Source organism: Jiangella endophytica (genome assembly GCF_003427025.1).
GTDB lineage: Bacteria > Actinomycetota > Actinomycetes > Jiangellales > Jiangellaceae > Jiangella > Jiangella endophytica.
Window position 1 is genome coordinate 18202 of record NZ_QVAI01000020.1, and the last position, 16818, is coordinate 35019.

Genomic DNA, 16818 nt, shown 5'->3' on the forward strand with positions numbered 1-16818 from the left:
CCCCATGAAGCTGCTGAACACCTCGCCAAGCGCCCCGCTGGGCTGGCTGCTGCTGAGCCTGCGGGCGCGCACCGACCGCGCCCGCCGTGCGCCCGAGCGGGGCGCGTCGGCCATCGAGTTCGTCATCATCACGGCGATCCTCGTGGCGCTGGCCGCCGCGGTCGGCGTCGTCATCTACAACCTGGTCACCAGCGAGGCGGAGTCCATCGACATCCCGGACGCCCCCGGCGGCGGCGGGCTCTGACCCCAGCATGAACGTCGTCCAGGCGCGGATCGCACGACTGCGATCGAGACCACAGCGGGGAGCGAGCTCGATCGAGCTCGCGCTCTACACCCCGATCATGTTCTTGATCATCTTCATCATCGTGCAGTTCACGCTGACCTGGCACGGCAACCAGATCGCCGCGGCGGCGGCCCGTGAGGCGGCGCGTACGGCCCGGGTCGGCGGCGGCACTCCGGCGGCGCTGACGGCCGCCGAGGCCCGCGGCCGCGAGTACGCCGACGCCGTGGGGAACGGCCACCTGATCATCACCAGCATCGAGGCGATCCAGGTGGGCGACAACGTCCGCGTCACCGTCCGCGGCCGGTCGACGGAGATCATCAACAACCTGGCTCCCGAGGTCACCCAGACCATCGAGGGCCCGATCGAGCAGTTCGTCCCGGACCTGTGATCACACGACTGCGGGCCGCGCGCGCGGCGAGGAGAGAGGAGGGATCCATGGCCATCGAGGTCGTGATCCTCGCCCCTGTCCTCATCGCGGTCATGATGCTGATCGTCGGGCTGGGCCGCTACGTCGACCGCCGCGGCGACGTCGAGGCGATGGCCCGCGACGCCGTGCGGTCCGCGTCGCTGCAGCGCGACGTGTCGTCGGCGCGTCAGGCGGCTCAGGCCATCGTCGACAGCACTCGGCCCGACGGCGTCACCTGCGCGCCGGTCCAGCTCGCCGGCACGTTCGCGCCGGGCGAGATGATCAGCGTCCGGGTCAGCTGCCAGGTCAGCTTCAGCGGGCTCGGGTTCGCCGGCTTCCCGGGCGGCACCACGCTCGAGGGCGAGAGCTTCGCGCCCATCGACGAGCTGCGGGGGACGCTGTGAGGCGGGCGGCGCGGTCGGAGCGGGGCGCCATCAGCGCGATGGTCGTCACGCTGGCCGTCATGTTGTTCATGCTGGCCGGGCTGGTCATCGACGGAGGGTTCGCCATCAACGCGCGGCAGCGCATCTACGACGACGCCGAACAGGCGGCCCGCGCGGCCGCCAACCAGATCGACATCGACGCGCTGCGCGAGACGGGACAGGTGGTCCTGCTGGCGTCCGAGGCGCGGCAGGCGGCGGTCGACTACATGACCGCCCGCGGCTACGACGCCGGCCGGGTGAGCGTGCAGGTCAATGGCGACGAGGTGTTCGTGCGCGCCGAGGACACCGTCAACACGTCGCTGCTGCAGCTGATCTTCATCGAGGACTTCTCCATCGCGGGACAGGCCACGTCACGGCCGGCGGTCGGCATCACGGGGGAATTGCCATGAGTGAGAACAGGAGATCGGGCACGGGGCGCCGCGCCGCGCGGCCGCAGGGCCGCGCCGAGCGCACCTCCCGTCCGGTGTCGCCGATCGAGGCGTCGGTCACGGCGACGGCGTCGCTGCGCGAGACCGGGCCGCAGCGGTTCCAGCAGCGGGGCGTGCCCGAGGCCAAGCGCAGCATGCCGCAGGCTATGGCGGCCGGGTTCGCGCTCGCGCTGCTGGTCATCGGCGTGCCGGTGCTGCTGCTGATCCTGGGCGGTCCGCCGCCCATCCCGACGTCGCTGCCCACCCGCGACGACCTCACCGCCACCATCGGCGCCGAGCAGCTGGTCGGCGTGCTGCTGTGGGTGGTCTGGCTGGCCTGGCTGCAGTTCACCCTCTGCGTGCTGATCGAGCTGCGCAGCGCCGTCCGCGGCGTCGGGCTGCCCAGCCGGGTGCCGCTGTCCGGGCCGACCCAGCGGTTCGCCCGCGCGCTGGTCGCGTCGGTGCTGGTCGCCACCGCGGCGGTGGGTCAGGCCGCGGCCGCCGCGCCGGCCGCGGCGCCGGAGGCCCCGACGGCCGGAACCAGCATCTCGGCCGAGGCCTACGACGGTCAGGCCGAGGTCACCGTCCAGCAGGAGGCGCCGCCCGCCGCTCCCGCGGCGTCGGAGGAGGTCGAGTACCGGCTGGGCGACATGGTGCTGGACCCCGAGGAGGGTGCCTCGCTGGTCGGCCAGAAGGTCTACATCGTGCAGCCGCCCGACGGCCGCTACCACGACAACCTCTGGGACATCGCCGAGCGCACGCTCGGCGACGGCCGCCGCTACCAGGAGATCTTCGACCTCAACAGCGGCCGCACCCAGCCCGACGGTCACGAGCTGTCGCTGGCCCGGCTGATCTACCCGAACTGGCTGCTGATCGTGCCGGCCGACGCCGCCGGCGTCGACGTCGTCACGGCCGAGGCGCCGGTGCCTGAGACCCCGCCCGCGCCGCCGGCCACCCCGCCCGTCGCGCCCGAGGAGGGCGGCGGCCAGCAGGAGGGCATCGGCGAGACCGGGGCCGGCCTGTTCGCCGACTTCGTCGCCACCGGCGAGGCCGAGTCGGTCAACACCAACCCGCACGCCGGGCTCATCGACGCCGGTCTGCTGGCCGCCGGTCTGCTGGCCTCGCTCGAGCTCGTGCGCCGCCGGCGGCGCACGCCGGAGCCGGGCGACGACGAGCTCGAGGCCGAGGTGGCCCTACGGGTCGGGGCCGACCCCGACCGCGCCCGCTGGCTCGACTACGCGCTGCGCCAGCTGGCCGCGGCGTGCCAGGAGGCCGGCCGGCCGCTGCCCCCGGTGTACGCCGCGGTGGTCGACAACACGTCGATCGAGCTGCTGCTGGCGCCCGCGCGGGCCGACGGGCCCGAGCCGTGGTCGGTGCTCGACGAAGGCCGCCGCTGGATCCTGACCCGCTCCGACGTCGCCGTCGACCCCGAACTGCGCGGCCGCGTGCTGGCGCCGTACCCCGGCCTGGTGTCGCTGGGCCGCAGCGGCGACCGCGACGTGCTGGTCGACCTCGAGGCGGCCGGCGGGCCCATCAGCATCGACGGCGACCCGGAGGCCACCTTCGAGGTGGTCACGGCGCTCGCGGTCGAGCTGGCCACTAACCAGTGGTCCGATCACCTGCGGGTCACCGCCGACGGCCTGCCCGACGCGCTCAGCGTCTTCGACCCGGGCCGGCTGCGACTGGTCGACGGCATCGAGCCGCTGCTGCCGGAGCTGGCCGCCCGCCGCTCCGACCGTCTCGGCACCGACGTGCTGACCGGCCGGGTCCGCCCGGGCGGGGCCGGCAGCTGGATGCCGGAGTACCTCGTGCTCGGCACGCCGCCCACCGGCGAACTGGCCGACCAGCTGGTGGCGCTGACCAACGCCGCCGGCCGGTCCCCGCTCGGCGTGGTCTGCGCCGGCGACGTGCCGGGCGCGCGCTGGCGCATCCACGTCGACGCCGCCGGCACCCTGGAGCTGCCGGCGCTGGGCCTGTCGGTCCGGGCGAACCAACTGTCGTGGCGCAGCATCGAGGCGCTCGTCGGGCTGGTCGACCCCGACCGCAGCAACGACCCCGATCCCGCGGGCCCGACGTTCAACGAGGCCTGGCTGCCCGAGATCCGGCCCGAGGTGCCGCAGGTGCGCACGCTGGTCACCGAGGCCGAGCTGGCCACGGCTCCGGTCCGGGTCTACATCCTGGGCCCGGTGGTGGTGCAGGCCCGCACCGAGATCGAGGCCGAGCGCCGCGCGCTGGCCACCGAGATCGTCGTGCACCTGGCGCTGCACCGCGAGGGGGTGCACCCGACGGTGCTGGCGGCGGCCGTGTGGCCGCGCGGCGTCACCGCCGCGGTGCGCGAGTCCACCTTCGCCCGGGTGCGCGAGTGGCTGGGCGTCGACCGCGCCGGCTCGCCGTACCTGCTGATGACCGAGGACGGCCGGCTGAAGCTGAGCGAGGCCGTCGTCCTCGATTGGGACGTCGTGTGCGCGCTGCTCAGCCAGGCGCGGCAGGTGCGTCGTCCGTCCGAGGAGGCCGACCTGCTGCGCCGGGCGTTGCGGGTGGCCCGCGGCCCGGTGCTCAGTGAGCGGCCGCAAGGACGCTACGCCTGGATCGCCCGGGCGCGCGTCGAACGCGTGGCGTCGGACCTGCTGGTCGACGCCGCGCACCGGTTGTCCGTCATCACCCGCGACGGCGGCGATCCGGGCACGGCGGGCGCCGCTGCTCGGGCCGGGCTGCGGGTCAGGCCGTCCGAGCAGCTGCTCTGGCGCGACCTGATCCTCGCCCAGCACGCCGTCGACGGACGTGGCGGAGTCATGGCGGTGGAGGGCGAGATGAGCGAGTCCCTCCTCGGCATCGGCGGCATCGAGCTCGCGCCGGAGACGGCCGCGCTGCTCGAGGAGCTCGTGCCGGGCGGCGGAGGGAGACATCGCGATCTCGCTTAGTCGTGGGCACCTGTCATTGCCGAAGGAGGTCACCCGAAAAGTCTCGGGATGAATTCATGAATGGGCACACAAATTGTCCGGTCCGGGGTTTCCAATGACCCTCGGATGATGCTGTCGTTGCCATTTCTGAAATCGCTCCGAGAAATTCCGTAAAAGGCCGGCGTAGCAGTTGCAAAATGCGCGACGACCGGTAGAATTTCCAGTGTCGTGCCGCACCTGAAGCGGTGGGGCAGAGTCATTCACGAGGGAGTAAGTAACATGGCTGTAGGTGCAGATCTTCCCACCCTTCGGGAACTCCACGGAACCTTCACCCGGAACTCCGAGTCCGCTGACACCATCAAGAAGGAGGTCGACACGGGCGTGTCGAACGCCGTGTGGACCGGGCGTTACGCGGATGACTTCCGGAATGCGTGGGAGGAGTACCGCACGAATCTCGACACGCTGCGCGACGCCCTGACCGGTGCCGCCGACGACGTGCGTACCAACCACAACAACATCGCCGCCGCCACCGGCGAAGACCCGATGTGACACAGCTTCACTAGCTGTCGTCGTCGCCGGAACGAGCGTTCCAGTCGGACAAGTCTGACGCTGGGTTCGGCGCATCCCGCGAGTGGCCCACATTCTTTCGAGGATGTGGGCCACTCGCGGAACGGTAAGCTACATCGTGAACGGGCCATGAGGCCGAGGGCGGAAACTGGGACGGGTACGTGCGGCTGTTGCTGAGTGCCACCGCGGCGGTCGACGGCGACGTCGTCGACCTCGCGATCGACTGCGAGGACGACGCCACCATCGCCGACATCGCCCGGCAGCTCGCTGCCCGCGTGCGCCCGGCGCCCGAACCGCACATCGTCCACACCGCCGGCCGCCACCTCGGCGTCGTCGGCGAGAGCGTCCTCGACGAGGCGTTCACCGACTCCGATCTTCCTCCGGTCCTCTATCTCGGCGGCGTTCCACTGCACCCGGGCGAGAAGGTGGCCGAGTCCGCCCTGCACAACGGCGCCCTCGTGGGCGTCGGCGCCCCGCTGCCGGACGTCTTCGGCGAGCGCACCGGCGTCGTCCAGGTGCGTACCGTGTCCGGGCCGGGCTCGGGCCGGGTCGACTACCTGTCGCCGGGCAGCCACGAGATCGGCAGCCGGGCCGGCTCCGGCGTCCACCTGGACGGCGAGGACACCCCGCCGGTGGCCGCCCGCCTCGACGTCACCGTCGACGGCGTCGTCACGTTGACGCCCGACCCGTCGCTGATCGGCGTCCTGGTTCCGCCGCCGCCGCGCGACCGCCTGCTCGAAGGCCCCATCGTGGTGCCGAAGGAGGAGGACGAGGAAGCCCCGCGCAAGAAGCGCAAGCGCAAGCGCCGCCGGTTCAAGAAGCGCATGGAGGACCTCGCCCGGCTCAAGCACCCCAACCTCACCGTCGACCCCGAGGCCGACCGCCCGTACCTGCACCTCGACCGCGTGGCCGTCGACGAACCGGTCGCCTGGCTCCCGGGCGGCGCGCTGGTGGTCGGCGACGTCATGCTGGAACTGGCGCTGCCGGTCGAGCCCGACGCCTCGCTGTCGCGGAGCCCCGGTGGCGTCACGCTCGACTACAACCGGCCGCCGCGGCTGCTGCCGCCGCCCCGGCAGACCGAGTTCCGGCTGCCGTCCGAGCCGCGCAAGCCCGACAAGGAGCCGATGCCCTGGGCGCTCGCGCTCTCGCCGATGGTCATGGGCGCCGGCATGTACTACTTCACCCGGTCGCCGTTCAGCCTGATGATCATGATCATCACGCCGGTCATGATGATCGCCCGCTACCGCGGCACCCGTGCGCAGCAGCAGAACCGCTACCACGACGACATGAAGACCTACGTCGAGCGCATGCGGCGCATCGAGCAGCAGGCCTACGAGGGCCTCGTCGAGGAGCGCTCCGCCCGCCGCCGCGACCTGCCCGACCCGTCGGCGCTGCTGCTGTTCGCCACCGGTCCGCGGGCCCGGCTCTGGGAGCGCCGGCGCACCGACCCCGACTTCCTGCACGTCCGGGTGGGCACCGCCGACGTGCCCAGCGAGGTGTCGCTGACCGACCCCAGACGCGAGGAGCACGAGCGCGCGTTGCTGTGGACCGCGCCGGACGTGCCGGTCGGCGTGCCGCTGGAACAGACCGGCGTCACCGGCGTGGCCGGCCACGACGACGTCCGCCGGCAGGTGGCCGGCTGGATGATCGCGCAGGTCGCCACCCTGCACAGCCCCGCCGACATCGACGTCGTCGTCCTCTCCGACGCCGAGGGCGAGTCGGCCTGGAACTGGATGCGGTGGCTGCCACACGTGCGCCGCGGCGACGACTCCGACGTCCTGGCCGGCATCGGCTCCGACGAGGAGACCACGAACCGCCGGGTCGCCGAGCTGATGTCGATCATGGAGCAGCGCAAGGCCGTGCTGAACGACCGCAACACCATCTCGTCCTCGCGCGGCATCAGCTTCCCGCCGCTGCTCGTGGTGCTCGACGGCGCCCGTCGCATCCGGCTGCTGCCCGGCCTCATCACGCTGCTGCGCGACGGCCCCAAGCTGGGCATGCTGTTCCTCTGCATCGACGCCGACGAGCGGCTGCTGCCCGAGGAGTGCCGCGCCGTGGTGGCCATCAAGGACGGCGTCGCGACCGTGCGCCGCACCGGGAACCCGACGGTCGAGGGCATCCGGCTCGACGTCGTGTCGCCGCGATGGTGCGAGCGGCTCGGCCGCGCCCTGGCCCCGGTCAAGGACGTCAGCTCCGAGGACCTGTCCTCGGCGCTGCCGCTGGCGAGCCGGCTGCTCGACGTCCTCAAGCTCGACCCGCCCACGCCCGACGCCATCGTGGGCTGGTGGGCCACCGTCGGGCGCACCACGAAGGCGATCATCGGCGAGGGCATGGACGGCGCGTTCGCCGTCGACGTCAAAGCCGACGGCCCGCACGGCCTGGTGGCGGGCACCACCGGTTCGGGCAAGTCCGAGCTGCTGCAGACGCTGATCGCGTCGCTGGCGGTCGCCAACCGGCCGGACGAGATGACGTTCGTGCTGGTCGACTACAAGGGCGGCGCGGCGTTCAAGGACTGCAACAACCTCGCCCACACCGTCGGCATGGTCACCGACCTCGACGGTCACCTCACCACCCGGGCCCTCGACAGCCTCGCCGCCGAGCTGCACCGCCGCGAGCGGCAGCTGGCCCGCGCCGGGAAGAAGGACATCGAGGACTACCTCGCCGCCAAGGGGCCCGACGACGAGCCGATGCCGCGGCTGATGATCATCATCGACGAGTTCGCCGCGCTGGTCACCGAGCTGCCCGAGTTCGTCAAGGGCCTCGTCGACATCGCCCGCCGCGGTCGTTCGCTCGGCGTCCACCTGCTGCTGGCCACCCAGCGGCCGGCCGGTGTCGTCAGCGCCGAGATCAAGTCGAACACCAACCTGCGCATCGCGCTGCGGGTCACCGACGCCGGCGACAGCCAGGACGTCATCGAGGCCCGCGACGCCGCCGAGATCTCCAAGTCGACGCCGGGCCGCGCCTACGCCCGCCTCGGCGCGTCGTCGCTGGTGCCGTTCCAGTCCTCCCGGGTCGGTGGCCGGCCGCACACGCCGGGCGCGGCGGTGGCCGTCGACCTGCGCGCGCTCCAGTGGGACACTCTCGGCCGGCCGCCGCAACGGCAGGACAACGGCGGCGAGAAGGACGAGGACGTCTCCATCCCGACCGACCTCGAGAGCCTGGTCACCGCCATCAACGAGGCGTCGCAGCGCACCGGCATCTCCGCGCCGCCGCCGCCGTGGCTGCCGCCGCTCGACGACGTCGTCACGCTCGACCAGGTCCTCGCCGACCCCAGAGCCGTCATCGAGAGCGGGCGCGACATCCGCATCCCGTTCGGCGCCGTCGACCTCCCGCACCAGCAGAGCCGCTCGGTGGCCGTCTACGACCTCTCCGGCGGCGGGCACCTGGGCATCTACGGCGCGCCGCGCAGCGGCCGGTCCACCGCGCTGCGGGCGGTCGCCGGGCTCGTCGGCCGCACCCTCTCGCCGCGCGACGTCCACCTCTACGGCATCGACTGTGGCAACAACGCGCTGTTGCCCATGGTCGGGCTGCCGCACACCGGCGCCGTCGTCAGCCGCGACCAGCCCGAGCGGCTGTCCGCGCTGTCCGCCCGCATCCGGGCCGAGATCGGCCGCCGGCAGCAACTCCTCGCCGAGCAGGGCTTCTCCGACCTGAGCGAGCAGCGGGCCGCGGCCGAGCCCGACGCCCGGCTGCCCTACATCCTGGTGCTGTTCGACCGCTGGGAGGGCTTCGTCCAGTCGTTCGAGAACTTCGACAGCGGCCGGCTCATCGACCAGTGGCTGCAGATCCTGCAGGAGGGCTCCGGGGTCGGCGTCAAGGTCGTCATGGCGGCCGACCGGACGGCGCTCGTCGGCCGGGTGTCGGCGCTGGTCGAGGACAAGCTGATGCTGCGCATGACCGACAACGGCGACTTCAACAGCATCGGGCTGCACCCGAAGAAGGTGCCCGAGCACATGGCGGCCGGGCGCGGGTTCCGCGCCGAGGGCCTGCGCGAGACCCAGATCGCGCTGCTCACCGACGACGTCGAGGGCACCGCTCAGGTCGCGGCGCTGCAGCAGATCGCCCGCGAGGCCAAAGAGCGCCACGCCGGCGTCGGGCGCCGCATGCTGCCGTTCCGCGTCGACCAGCTGCCCTCGCGCATCGGCTACGCCGACGCCATGGAACTGGTCGATCGGCCGCTCGCGCCGACGGAGATCCCGGTCGCGGTCGGCGGCGACACCCTCACGCTGCGGGCGCTCGACGCCATCGACCACGGTCCCGGCATCCTCGTGCTCGGGCCGCGCCGGTCCGGTCGCAGCACCACGCTGCTGACGATGACCCGGTCGATGCTCGACCGCGACTGGAAGCTGCTGATCATCACGCCGCGGCGCAGCCCGCTGCGCGAGCTCGCCGGCCAGCCCGGCGTCGAGGCCGTCACCGGGCTCGAGATCGACAAGGACGAGGGCACCAAGCTCTGGGAGTCGATGGTCCCGGAGAAGGGCGGCCGGCCCACCGCCGTCGTCGTCGACGACCTCGAGCTGATGGGCGTCGACGGCTGGATGGTCGACCTGCTGACCAAGCACCTGCCGAAGCTGCGCGACACCGGCAGCGTCATCATCGCGGCCGGCACCACCGACGACCTCGGCAGCAGCTACCGCGGCCCGGCATCGGTGCTGAAGAAGTCCCGCTCCGGCCTGCTGCTGTCGCCGGCCGCCACCGCCGACGGCGAGCACTTCGGCATCAAGCTGCCCCGCTCGCTCACCGGCGGCATGCCGCCCGGCCGCGGCCTGTTCTCCGCCGCGGGCCAGTGGCAGCTGGTGCAGGTCCCCGAGACGACGCTCGCCGACCGGCCCGGCCGCGGCTGAGCGCCGCGGCCGGCCGTCGTGCCGGTACCGGCCGTCAGGCCGGGCGGAGCTGCTCCGCGGCGGCCGCGACGGCGGGGTCGTCGCTCTCGCGCAGCGCCGCCCACTGCTCCTCGTAGCCGGCCGGCGGTGCCAGCTCGCCGGTGCCACGGGCGGCCGTGGCCACCGTGGCGGCGGTGAGCTCGGTCAGTTCGTCGTCGCCGGCCTGGACGACGGCGCGCACCAGCGTTTCGGGGTCGGCGGTGTGCGCGACCTCGCGGGCGTAGTAGGGGTCGTGGCGGTTGGCGCGGAGCTCGGTGACCAGCGTGCGCGTGGTCTCGTCGCCGTGCGGGGTGGCGAAGTGCCGCGCGGTGGTGCGGCCCGCGTCGTACGACTCGTGCGCCGGCTTGGTGCTGATCTGCGACTCGTCGCCGACGTATGGGCGCGGCGTCGGGTGGTGCTCGTCCGGCTGCGTGCCGATGCCGCCCCCGCCGAGCAGGTCCTGCGCCATGGCCAGGCGCCGCCGCAGGCCGGGCAGCTCCTCCTCGATCCAGGCGTGCACCTGGTCGAAGCGCGCGGTGCCGGAGGTCTCGAGATGCACGCCGGACAGGATCGTGCGCATCTCGTCCTGCAGAGACAGGATCTGCTCGCCGGACCGCTCCATGGCGGCCACCAGCCGGGTCATGGCCTCGACGTCGATGGAGACCGTGGTGCTCGGTGGCTGCGGCTCGACCGGGTCCTCGAGCTCGGGCAGGTCGGCGTCCGGGTCGCCGGGCTTGGTGGGGTGCTCGGTGTCGCCGAAGACGTCGGCGACGGGGGTGTCCTCGTCGCCGTCGTCGTCGCTGTCGGCGTAGAGCGGGTCCTGGGGCGCCTCGTCGTCGGGTTCGGCGGGCGGGTCCTCGGCGGTGTCGTCGCCACCGCCACCGCCACCACCGTCGTACCCGCCGCCGCCACCACCGTCGTACCCGCCGCCACCGCCGCCGTCGTACCCGCCGCCGCCACCGTCGTCGGCGTAGGCCGAGTAGTCGATGGCGGTGTGGTCGACGTACTCCTTCTCGACCGATCCGCCGGCCAGCTTGTCGGTGGAGGCGCCACCGAGCTTGCCGGGGTCGGGGGCGAGGCTGTCGCTGGCCTTCGTCACCGCGGCCGCACCTCCAGCAGCTCGTCGTCGCCGCAGGCGTCGAGCGCGGCCTGGATGACCTCGACACAGGACTCGGCGACCGAACCGGCCAGCCGGGCGTGCGTGGCGAGGCCACCGGAGAACTGGTCGGCCAGACTGCTCACCCAGGCGCCGTCCTCCATGGCCCGCTGCGCCGCCGAGAACAGCGACTCGCAGTCGTCGGCGACCAGCTGGGCGCGCTGCAGCGCCATCTCGAGCTCCTCGCGGCTGCTGGTGCCGGGGTCGTGCGGCGGGCAGGTCGGCGGCCGGGCGATGATGTCGGGCGCGTTCTCGACGCCGGGCTGGGTCTCCAGCGGCCGGGTCTCGAACGACGGTGTCTGGAAGCCGTCCGGGACGACATGGGCGGAGTCGGTCATACCTGCTGCCTTTCATAGCCGATATGGCTGTATCGCAGACGCATGGATGTCCGGTCGTGCCCGAGACCCGATCCCTTCGTGGTGGTTACCATACCCGTGACCGCCTGAGAGACCACTCGTGAGTAGGACGTCCATGCCCGTCGAGTCCCTGTTCGACCAGCTCGAGCCGTTGCTGGCGAGGGTGTCCAAGCCCATTCAGTACGTCGGGGGCGAGCTCGGCGCGACGGTGAAGCACTGGGACGACGCGCAGGTGCGGTGGGCGCTGATGTACCCCGACGCCTACGAGGTCGGCCTGCCCAACCAGGGCGTCCAGATCCTCTACGAACTGCTCAACGAGCAGGACGGCGTGCTGGCCGAGCGCACGTATGCGGTCTGGCCCGACCTCGAGAAGCTCATGCGCGAACACGGCATCGGCCAGTTCACCGTCGACGCCCACCGCCCGGTCGGCGCGTTCGACCTGCTCGGCATCTCGTTCGCCACCGAGCTCGGCTACACCAACCTGCTGACGGCGCTCGACCTCGCCGGCATCCCGCTGCTGGCCGCCGACCGCGGCGACGACCACCCCGTCGTCCTCGCCGGCGGGCACGCGGCGTTCAACCCGGAGCCGGTCGCCGACTTCCTCGACGCCGCCGTGCTGGGCGACGGCGAGGAGATCGTGCTGGCCGTCACCGAGGTGGTGCGCGAGTGGAAGGCCGAGGGACGGCCCGGCGGCCGCGACGAGCTGTTGCTGCGGCTGGCCGCCGGCGGCGGGGTGTACGTGCCCAAGTTCTACGACGTCAGCTACCGGCCCGACGGCGCGATCGCCGCGGTCGTGCCCAACCGCCCGGGCGTGCCGGCCACCGTCCGCAAGCACACCGTCATGGACCTCGACCAGTGGCCCTACCCGCGCAAGCCGCTGGTGCCGCTGGCCGAGACCGTCCACGAGCGGTACAGCGTCGAGATCTTCCGCGGCTGCACCCGGGGCTGCCGGTTCTGCCAGGCCGGCATGATCACCCGGCCGGTGCGCGAGCGCTCCATCGAGACCGTCGGCGCGATGGTCGCCGAGGGCGTGAAGAACTCCGGCTTCACCGAGGTGGGCCTGCTGTCGCTTTCGAGCGCTGATCATTCAGAGATCGGCGAGATCGCGAAGGGCCTGGCCGACCGGTACGACGGCACCAACACGTCGCTGTCGCTGCCGTCCACGCGGGTCGACGCGTTCAACGTCACGCTGGCCGACGAGCTGTCGCGCAACGGCCGCCGGTCCGGGCTGACGTTCGCGCCCGAGGGCGGCACCGAGCGCATGCGCCGCGTCATCAACAAGATGGTCAGCGAGGACGACCTCATCCGCACGGTCAGCACGGCCTACGGCAGCGGCTGGCGGCAGGTGAAGCTGTACTTCATGTGCGGCCTGCCGACCGAGACCGACGACGACGTGCTGGCCATCGCCGATCTCGCCAAGCGCGTCATCGAGGCCGGCCGCAAGGCGTCGGGGCGCGGCGACATCCGCTGCACGGTGTCCATCGGCGGGTTCGTGCCCAAGCCGCACACGCCGTTCCAGTGGGCCGGCCAGGCCGACCACGAGGTCGTCGACGCCCGGCTGCGCAAGCTGCGCGAGAAGGTGAAGTCCGACCGCTCCTACGGCAAGTCCATCGGGCTGCGGTACCACGAGGGCAAGCCGAGCATGGTCGAGGGCCTGCTGTCGCGCGGCGACCGCCGCGTCGGCCGGGTCATCAAGGCCGTGTGGGACGCAGGCGGCCGGTTCGACGGCTGGGGCGAGCACTTCTCCTACGACCGCTGGGTCACGGGCGCCGAGACGGCGCTGGCCGGCGAGCCGGTCGGCCTCGCCTGGTACACGACCCGCGAACGCGACCGCGACGAGGTGCTGCCCTGGGACCACCTCGACAGCGGCCTCGACCGCGACTGGCTGTGGGACGACTGGCAGGACGCCGTCGACGAGGTCGAGCTGGACGACTGCCGGTGGACACCGTGTTTCGACTGCGGCGTCTGCCCGTCGATGGGCACCGAGATCCAGACCGGCCCGACCGGCCGCGCGCTGCTCCCGCTGACCGTCGTCTGACCCGGTCATTCCGGACCTGTGGGATCGCGGGTGATCATGGGGAGGCGGGCTCGTACGCTGGACACCGTGCGGATCCTCGTCGTCGACGCGTTCACCGATCGTCCCTTCGGCGGCAACCCGGCCGGTGTGTGCCTGCTGGACCGTCCCGTCACGGACGAGTGGATGCAGTCCGTCGCGGCGGAGCTGAAGCACTCCGAGACCGCGTTCGTCGAACCCGTCGAGGGCGACGAGGCGGCTCGGGCGACCCCTGCGGTCGACTACCGGCTGCGCTGGTTCACGCCCGAGGTCGAGGTCGACCTGTGCGGCCACGCCACGCTGGCGACGGCGCACGTGCTGTTCGAGCGGGGCGAGGCCGGGCCCATCCGGTTCAGCACCCGCAGCGGCGTGCTCGCCGTCACCCGCGACCGGACCGGCATCGTGGGCATGGACTTCCCGGCGCTGCCGCCCGAGGCGGCGCCGGTGCCCGACGGGCTGGTGGCGGCGCTCGGCGCGACGCCCACCTGGACCGGCCGGAGCCGGTTCGACGTGCTCGCGGTGGTCGAGTCCGAGACGGTGGTGCGCGAGCTGGCGCCCGACGTCGTCGCCCTGGCGGCGGTCGAGGCGCGTGGCGTCATCGTCTCCGCGCGCGCCGACGACGGCTCGCCGTACGACTTCGTGTCCCGGTTCTTCGCGCCGGCGGTGGGCGTCGCCGAGGACCCGGTGACGGGGTCGGCGCACTGCGTGCTCGGGCCGTACTGGGCGAAGGAGCTGGGCCGTCCCGACGGCACCACACTGACCGGCGCGCAGCTCTCCGCCCGTGGCGGCACCGTCGGCGTGACGATGCGCGGCGACCGCCTCGAGCTGGCCGGTCGCGCGCGGACCGTCCTCGAGGGCGAGCTACGCCTCTCCTGAACCGTCAGGCCGGCGCCACGTTGTGGTTGCGCCGGAACAGGTTCGCCGGGTCGTAGCGCGCCTTCACGGCGGCCAGCCGTGCGTAACCCTCGGTGCCGAACCCGGACACCACCCGGCCACGGCCCTCGTCGCCGATGAAGTTGAGGTACACGGCGCCGGTGCTCCACGGCCGGACGGCGGCGCAGACGTCGTGCGCCCACTGCCGGCCGCGGGCGTCGTCAGCGGGGTCGGTCCACAGCCCGAACGGGTGCACCACCCAGTCGGCCCGCCGCCAGGGGACGGGATAGTCACCGGGGCCGCCGGCCACCGCGCCGCCCATGCAGAACAGCACGTGCTGGGACGCCGACGGGACGATCATGCCGGTCGCCTGGGCGCAGAACGCGTCGACGGCCTCGTCGGGCAACGTCGCCAGGTGCTCGGCGGACCAGTAGTTGCGGTGGCCGGGCGGGTCGTCCAGGGCGGACTGCAGCTGGTCGTACGGCAGTTCGGCGACCATCGCGCCCGCCGGGGCCGCGTCGAACAGCGGCGCCGCCAGCTCGCGCAGCGACCGTTCGGTTCCCGCGTGCACGAGTCCGACGGCCACCGCCAACCGGCCGACGAGCTCGGCGGGCACGAACTCCTCGCCCTCGGGTCCGGTGAGGTAGATGACGCCGCCGCCGAGCGTGTCCGGGGCGTCGGCCATCAGGTCGCGGAACGCGCGGACGACCTTCGGACCGTGCTCCGGCGCCCAGAGGAGCAGGCCCAGCGCCGACTCCGTCAGCGGATGCAGCCGCAGCGTCAGCGACGTCACGACGCCGAAGTTGCCGCCGCCGCCGTGCAGCGCCCAGAAGAGGTCGGGGTGGCTGTCCTCGGCCGCCCGGACGGTCTCGCCGTCGGCGGTGACCACCTCGGCCTCGACCAGGTTGTCGCAGGCCAGACCGAACAGCCGGTCCAGCCAGCCGCTGCCGCCGCCGAGCACGAACCCGCCGACGCCGGTCGTCGACACCCGGCCGCCGGTGGTCGCCAGGCCGTGCGGCGTGCAGGCCCGATCGAGGTCGGCCATGGTGGCGCCGCCGCCGACGGTGGCGGTGCGGGCCACCGGGTCGACGCTGACGGAGTTCATCCGGCGCAGGTCGACCACCAGCCCGCCGTCGGTGCTCGCCAGGCCGGCGACGCTGTGTCCGCCGCCGCGGACGGCCAGTTCGAGGCCGTGCTCACGGGCGAAGGCCACCGCCAGCGCGACGTCGGACCGGTTCGCGCACTGCGCGATCAGGCCCGGCCGCAGGTCGATCATGGCGTTGAAGACGGTCCGGGCGTCGTCGTAGCCCGGTGAGTCCGGCGTCAGCACGTCGCCGGTCAGCAGCGAACGCAGGCCGCCGACCGCCACATCGTCGTCGAGACCGGTCATCGCTCTGCCCCCCAAAGACAGATGACTGGTGAAATGGAACGTACGCCCGCCGCGCCCACGTGACAATGGGTCCTGGCCCGGCAATCACGTCCACCGAGAGGACCGACCCTGAGCACCGCGCCCCACCAGCAGCTGCCCGCCGTCCAGAAGCTGCGCGTCCGCTTCGCCAAGCGCGGCCGGCTGCGGTTCACCAGCCACCGCGACTTCCAGCGCGCGTTCGAGCGGGCGCTGCGCCGCGCCGACGTGCCGATGGCCTGGTCGCAGGGGTTCACGCCGCACCCGCGGGTCTCCTACGCCGGCGCCGCGCCCACGGGCGCCGCCAGCGAGGCCGAGTACCTGGAGCTGGCCGTCACCCGGGTCTGCGACCCGGAGCAGGTGCGGGCGACGCTCGACGCGGCGCTGCCGCCGGGCCTGGACGTCGTCGAGGTGGTCGAGGCCGGCCCGGGCGCTCTCGCCGACCGGCTGCAGGCGTCGAGCTGGGCGATCGAGCTGCCCGGTGCGGTGCCCGAGCAGGTCGCGGCAGCGGTGACGGTGTTCCTGGCGGCCGGCTCCGTGCCGGTCGAGCGGCTGACGAAGAACGGCGTGCGGAAGCTGGACCCGCGAGCCGCCGTGCTGCGTCTGACCGCCGACACCGCCGCCGACCCCGTCACGCTGCGCACCGTGGTGCGCCACCAGTCGCCGACGGTGCGGCCCGACGAGGTGCTGGCCGGGTTGCGCGTCGTCGCCGGGTTCACCCCGCCGCAGCCGCACCGCGCCGTCCGGCTGGCCCAGGGGGAGTGGGACGACGACGCCGGCGTGCTGGCCGATCCGCTCGCGGACGCGCCCGGGCGGCACGACACGTGACATGACCCGACGTGATCTACGGCACACGGCAAGGCGAGCCCGCCGACCTGCGGCGATACCATTCCGGCGGCGGCGTGCGGAGGGGGTGCGGGCGGCCGTTGTCACGGTTTCCGGGTGGACATGTGCGATACTCGGAACTGGTCGGGCGGTACACGCCGCTCGGTCCGACGACGTCCTCGCCGACGTCCCGTGTGGTCGACCATGGTCGCCGCGGAGATGCTCGGCACGGTGGGTCCGCCAAGCGGCCCGGCCGCGAGGCGCCCTGAACAGGGTGCGCCG

At 73.0% G+C, this 16818-nt stretch carries 13 protein-coding genes; 10 read left to right on the top strand and 3 right to left on the bottom strand.

What is annotated here, in order from left to right; translation table 11 throughout:
* Positions 1-4 precede the first annotated feature (4 nt).
* The 7 genes from DZA62_RS29395 (at position 5) to DZA62_RS29420 (ending at position 9850) form a co-directional block, all read left to right on the top strand.
* Positions 5-244, top strand: a complete 240-nt coding sequence (locus tag DZA62_RS29395; protein ID WP_198664335.1) for a hypothetical protein — start codon at positions 5-7, stop codon at positions 242-244.
* Between the two features lie 7 nt (positions 245-251).
* Positions 252-671, top strand: a complete 420-nt coding sequence (locus tag DZA62_RS29400; protein ID WP_116952522.1) for a TadE family protein — start codon at positions 252-254, stop codon at positions 669-671.
* Between the two features lie 47 nt (positions 672-718).
* The gene (locus tag DZA62_RS29405; RefSeq protein WP_116952523.1) at positions 719-1093 is read left to right on the top strand and encodes a TadE family protein; all 375 of its coding nucleotides are present in this window, start codon (positions 719-721) and stop codon (positions 1091-1093) included.
* A gap of 38 nt (positions 1094-1131) precedes the next feature.
* The gene (locus DZA62_RS29410; protein WP_116952612.1) at positions 1132-1521 is read left to right on the top strand and encodes a pilus assembly protein TadG-related protein; all 390 of its coding nucleotides are present in this window, start codon (positions 1132-1134) and stop codon (positions 1519-1521) included.
* Positions 1518-4460 (top strand): hypothetical protein, encoded by a 2943-nt coding sequence (locus tag DZA62_RS36010; protein WP_157987980.1) that lies wholly within the window; start codon positions 1518-1520, stop codon positions 4458-4460. The genes DZA62_RS29410 and DZA62_RS36010 overlap by 4 nt, the downstream gene beginning before the upstream one ends.
* Positions 4461-4667: 207 nt before the next feature.
* On the top strand, positions 4668-4988 hold the full coding sequence (locus DZA62_RS36015; protein WP_157987981.1) for a WXG100 family type VII secretion target: 321 nt from the start codon (positions 4668-4670) through the stop codon (positions 4986-4988).
* Between the two features lie 179 nt (positions 4989-5167).
* Positions 5168-9850, top strand: coding sequence for an FtsK/SpoIIIE domain-containing protein (locus tag DZA62_RS29420; protein ID WP_116952524.1), 4683 nt, complete (start codon positions 5168-5170; stop codon positions 9848-9850).
* 34 nt (positions 9851-9884) lie between these two features.
* On the opposite strand, the gene DZA62_RS36580 is transcribed toward DZA62_RS29420, so the two are convergent.
* On the bottom strand, positions 9885-10967 hold the full coding sequence (locus DZA62_RS36580) for a hypothetical protein (RefSeq protein WP_198664337.1): 1083 nt from the start codon (positions 10965-10967) through the stop codon (positions 9885-9887).
* Positions 10964-11362: a hypothetical protein gene (locus tag DZA62_RS29430; RefSeq protein WP_116952525.1), complete on the bottom strand. Its 399-nt coding sequence runs from the start codon at positions 11360-11362 to the stop codon at positions 10964-10966. Before DZA62_RS29430 ends, DZA62_RS36580 begins: the two co-directional genes overlap by 4 nt.
* A 133-nt stretch (positions 11363-11495) precedes the next feature.
* Here DZA62_RS29430 and DZA62_RS29435 point away from each other — a divergent pair, with 133 nt between their 5' ends.
* Together DZA62_RS29435 and DZA62_RS29440 are read left to right on the top strand one after the other, a co-directional pair.
* Entirely contained in the window at positions 11496-13418 is a 1923-nt protein-coding gene (locus DZA62_RS29435) for a TIGR03960 family B12-binding radical SAM protein (protein WP_116952526.1), read from the top strand.
* Positions 13419-13484: 66 nt separating this feature from the next.
* Entirely contained in the window at positions 13485-14309 is an 825-nt protein-coding gene (locus DZA62_RS29440; RefSeq protein ID WP_198664338.1) for a PhzF family phenazine biosynthesis protein, read from the top strand.
* A gap of 4 nt (positions 14310-14313) precedes the next feature.
* On the opposite strand, the gene DZA62_RS29445 is transcribed toward DZA62_RS29440, so the two are convergent.
* Positions 14314-15696, bottom strand: a complete 1383-nt coding sequence (locus DZA62_RS29445; protein ID WP_116952527.1) for an FAD-binding oxidoreductase — start codon at positions 15694-15696, stop codon at positions 14314-14316.
* A gap of 150 nt (positions 15697-15846) precedes the next feature.
* On the opposite strand from DZA62_RS29445, the gene DZA62_RS29450 reads away from it, so the two are divergent.
* Positions 15847-16539, top strand: a complete 693-nt coding sequence (locus DZA62_RS29450) for a TIGR03936 family radical SAM-associated protein (RefSeq protein WP_269813942.1) — start codon at positions 15847-15849, stop codon at positions 16537-16539.
* The last annotated feature ends 279 nt before the right edge of the window (positions 16540-16818 follow it).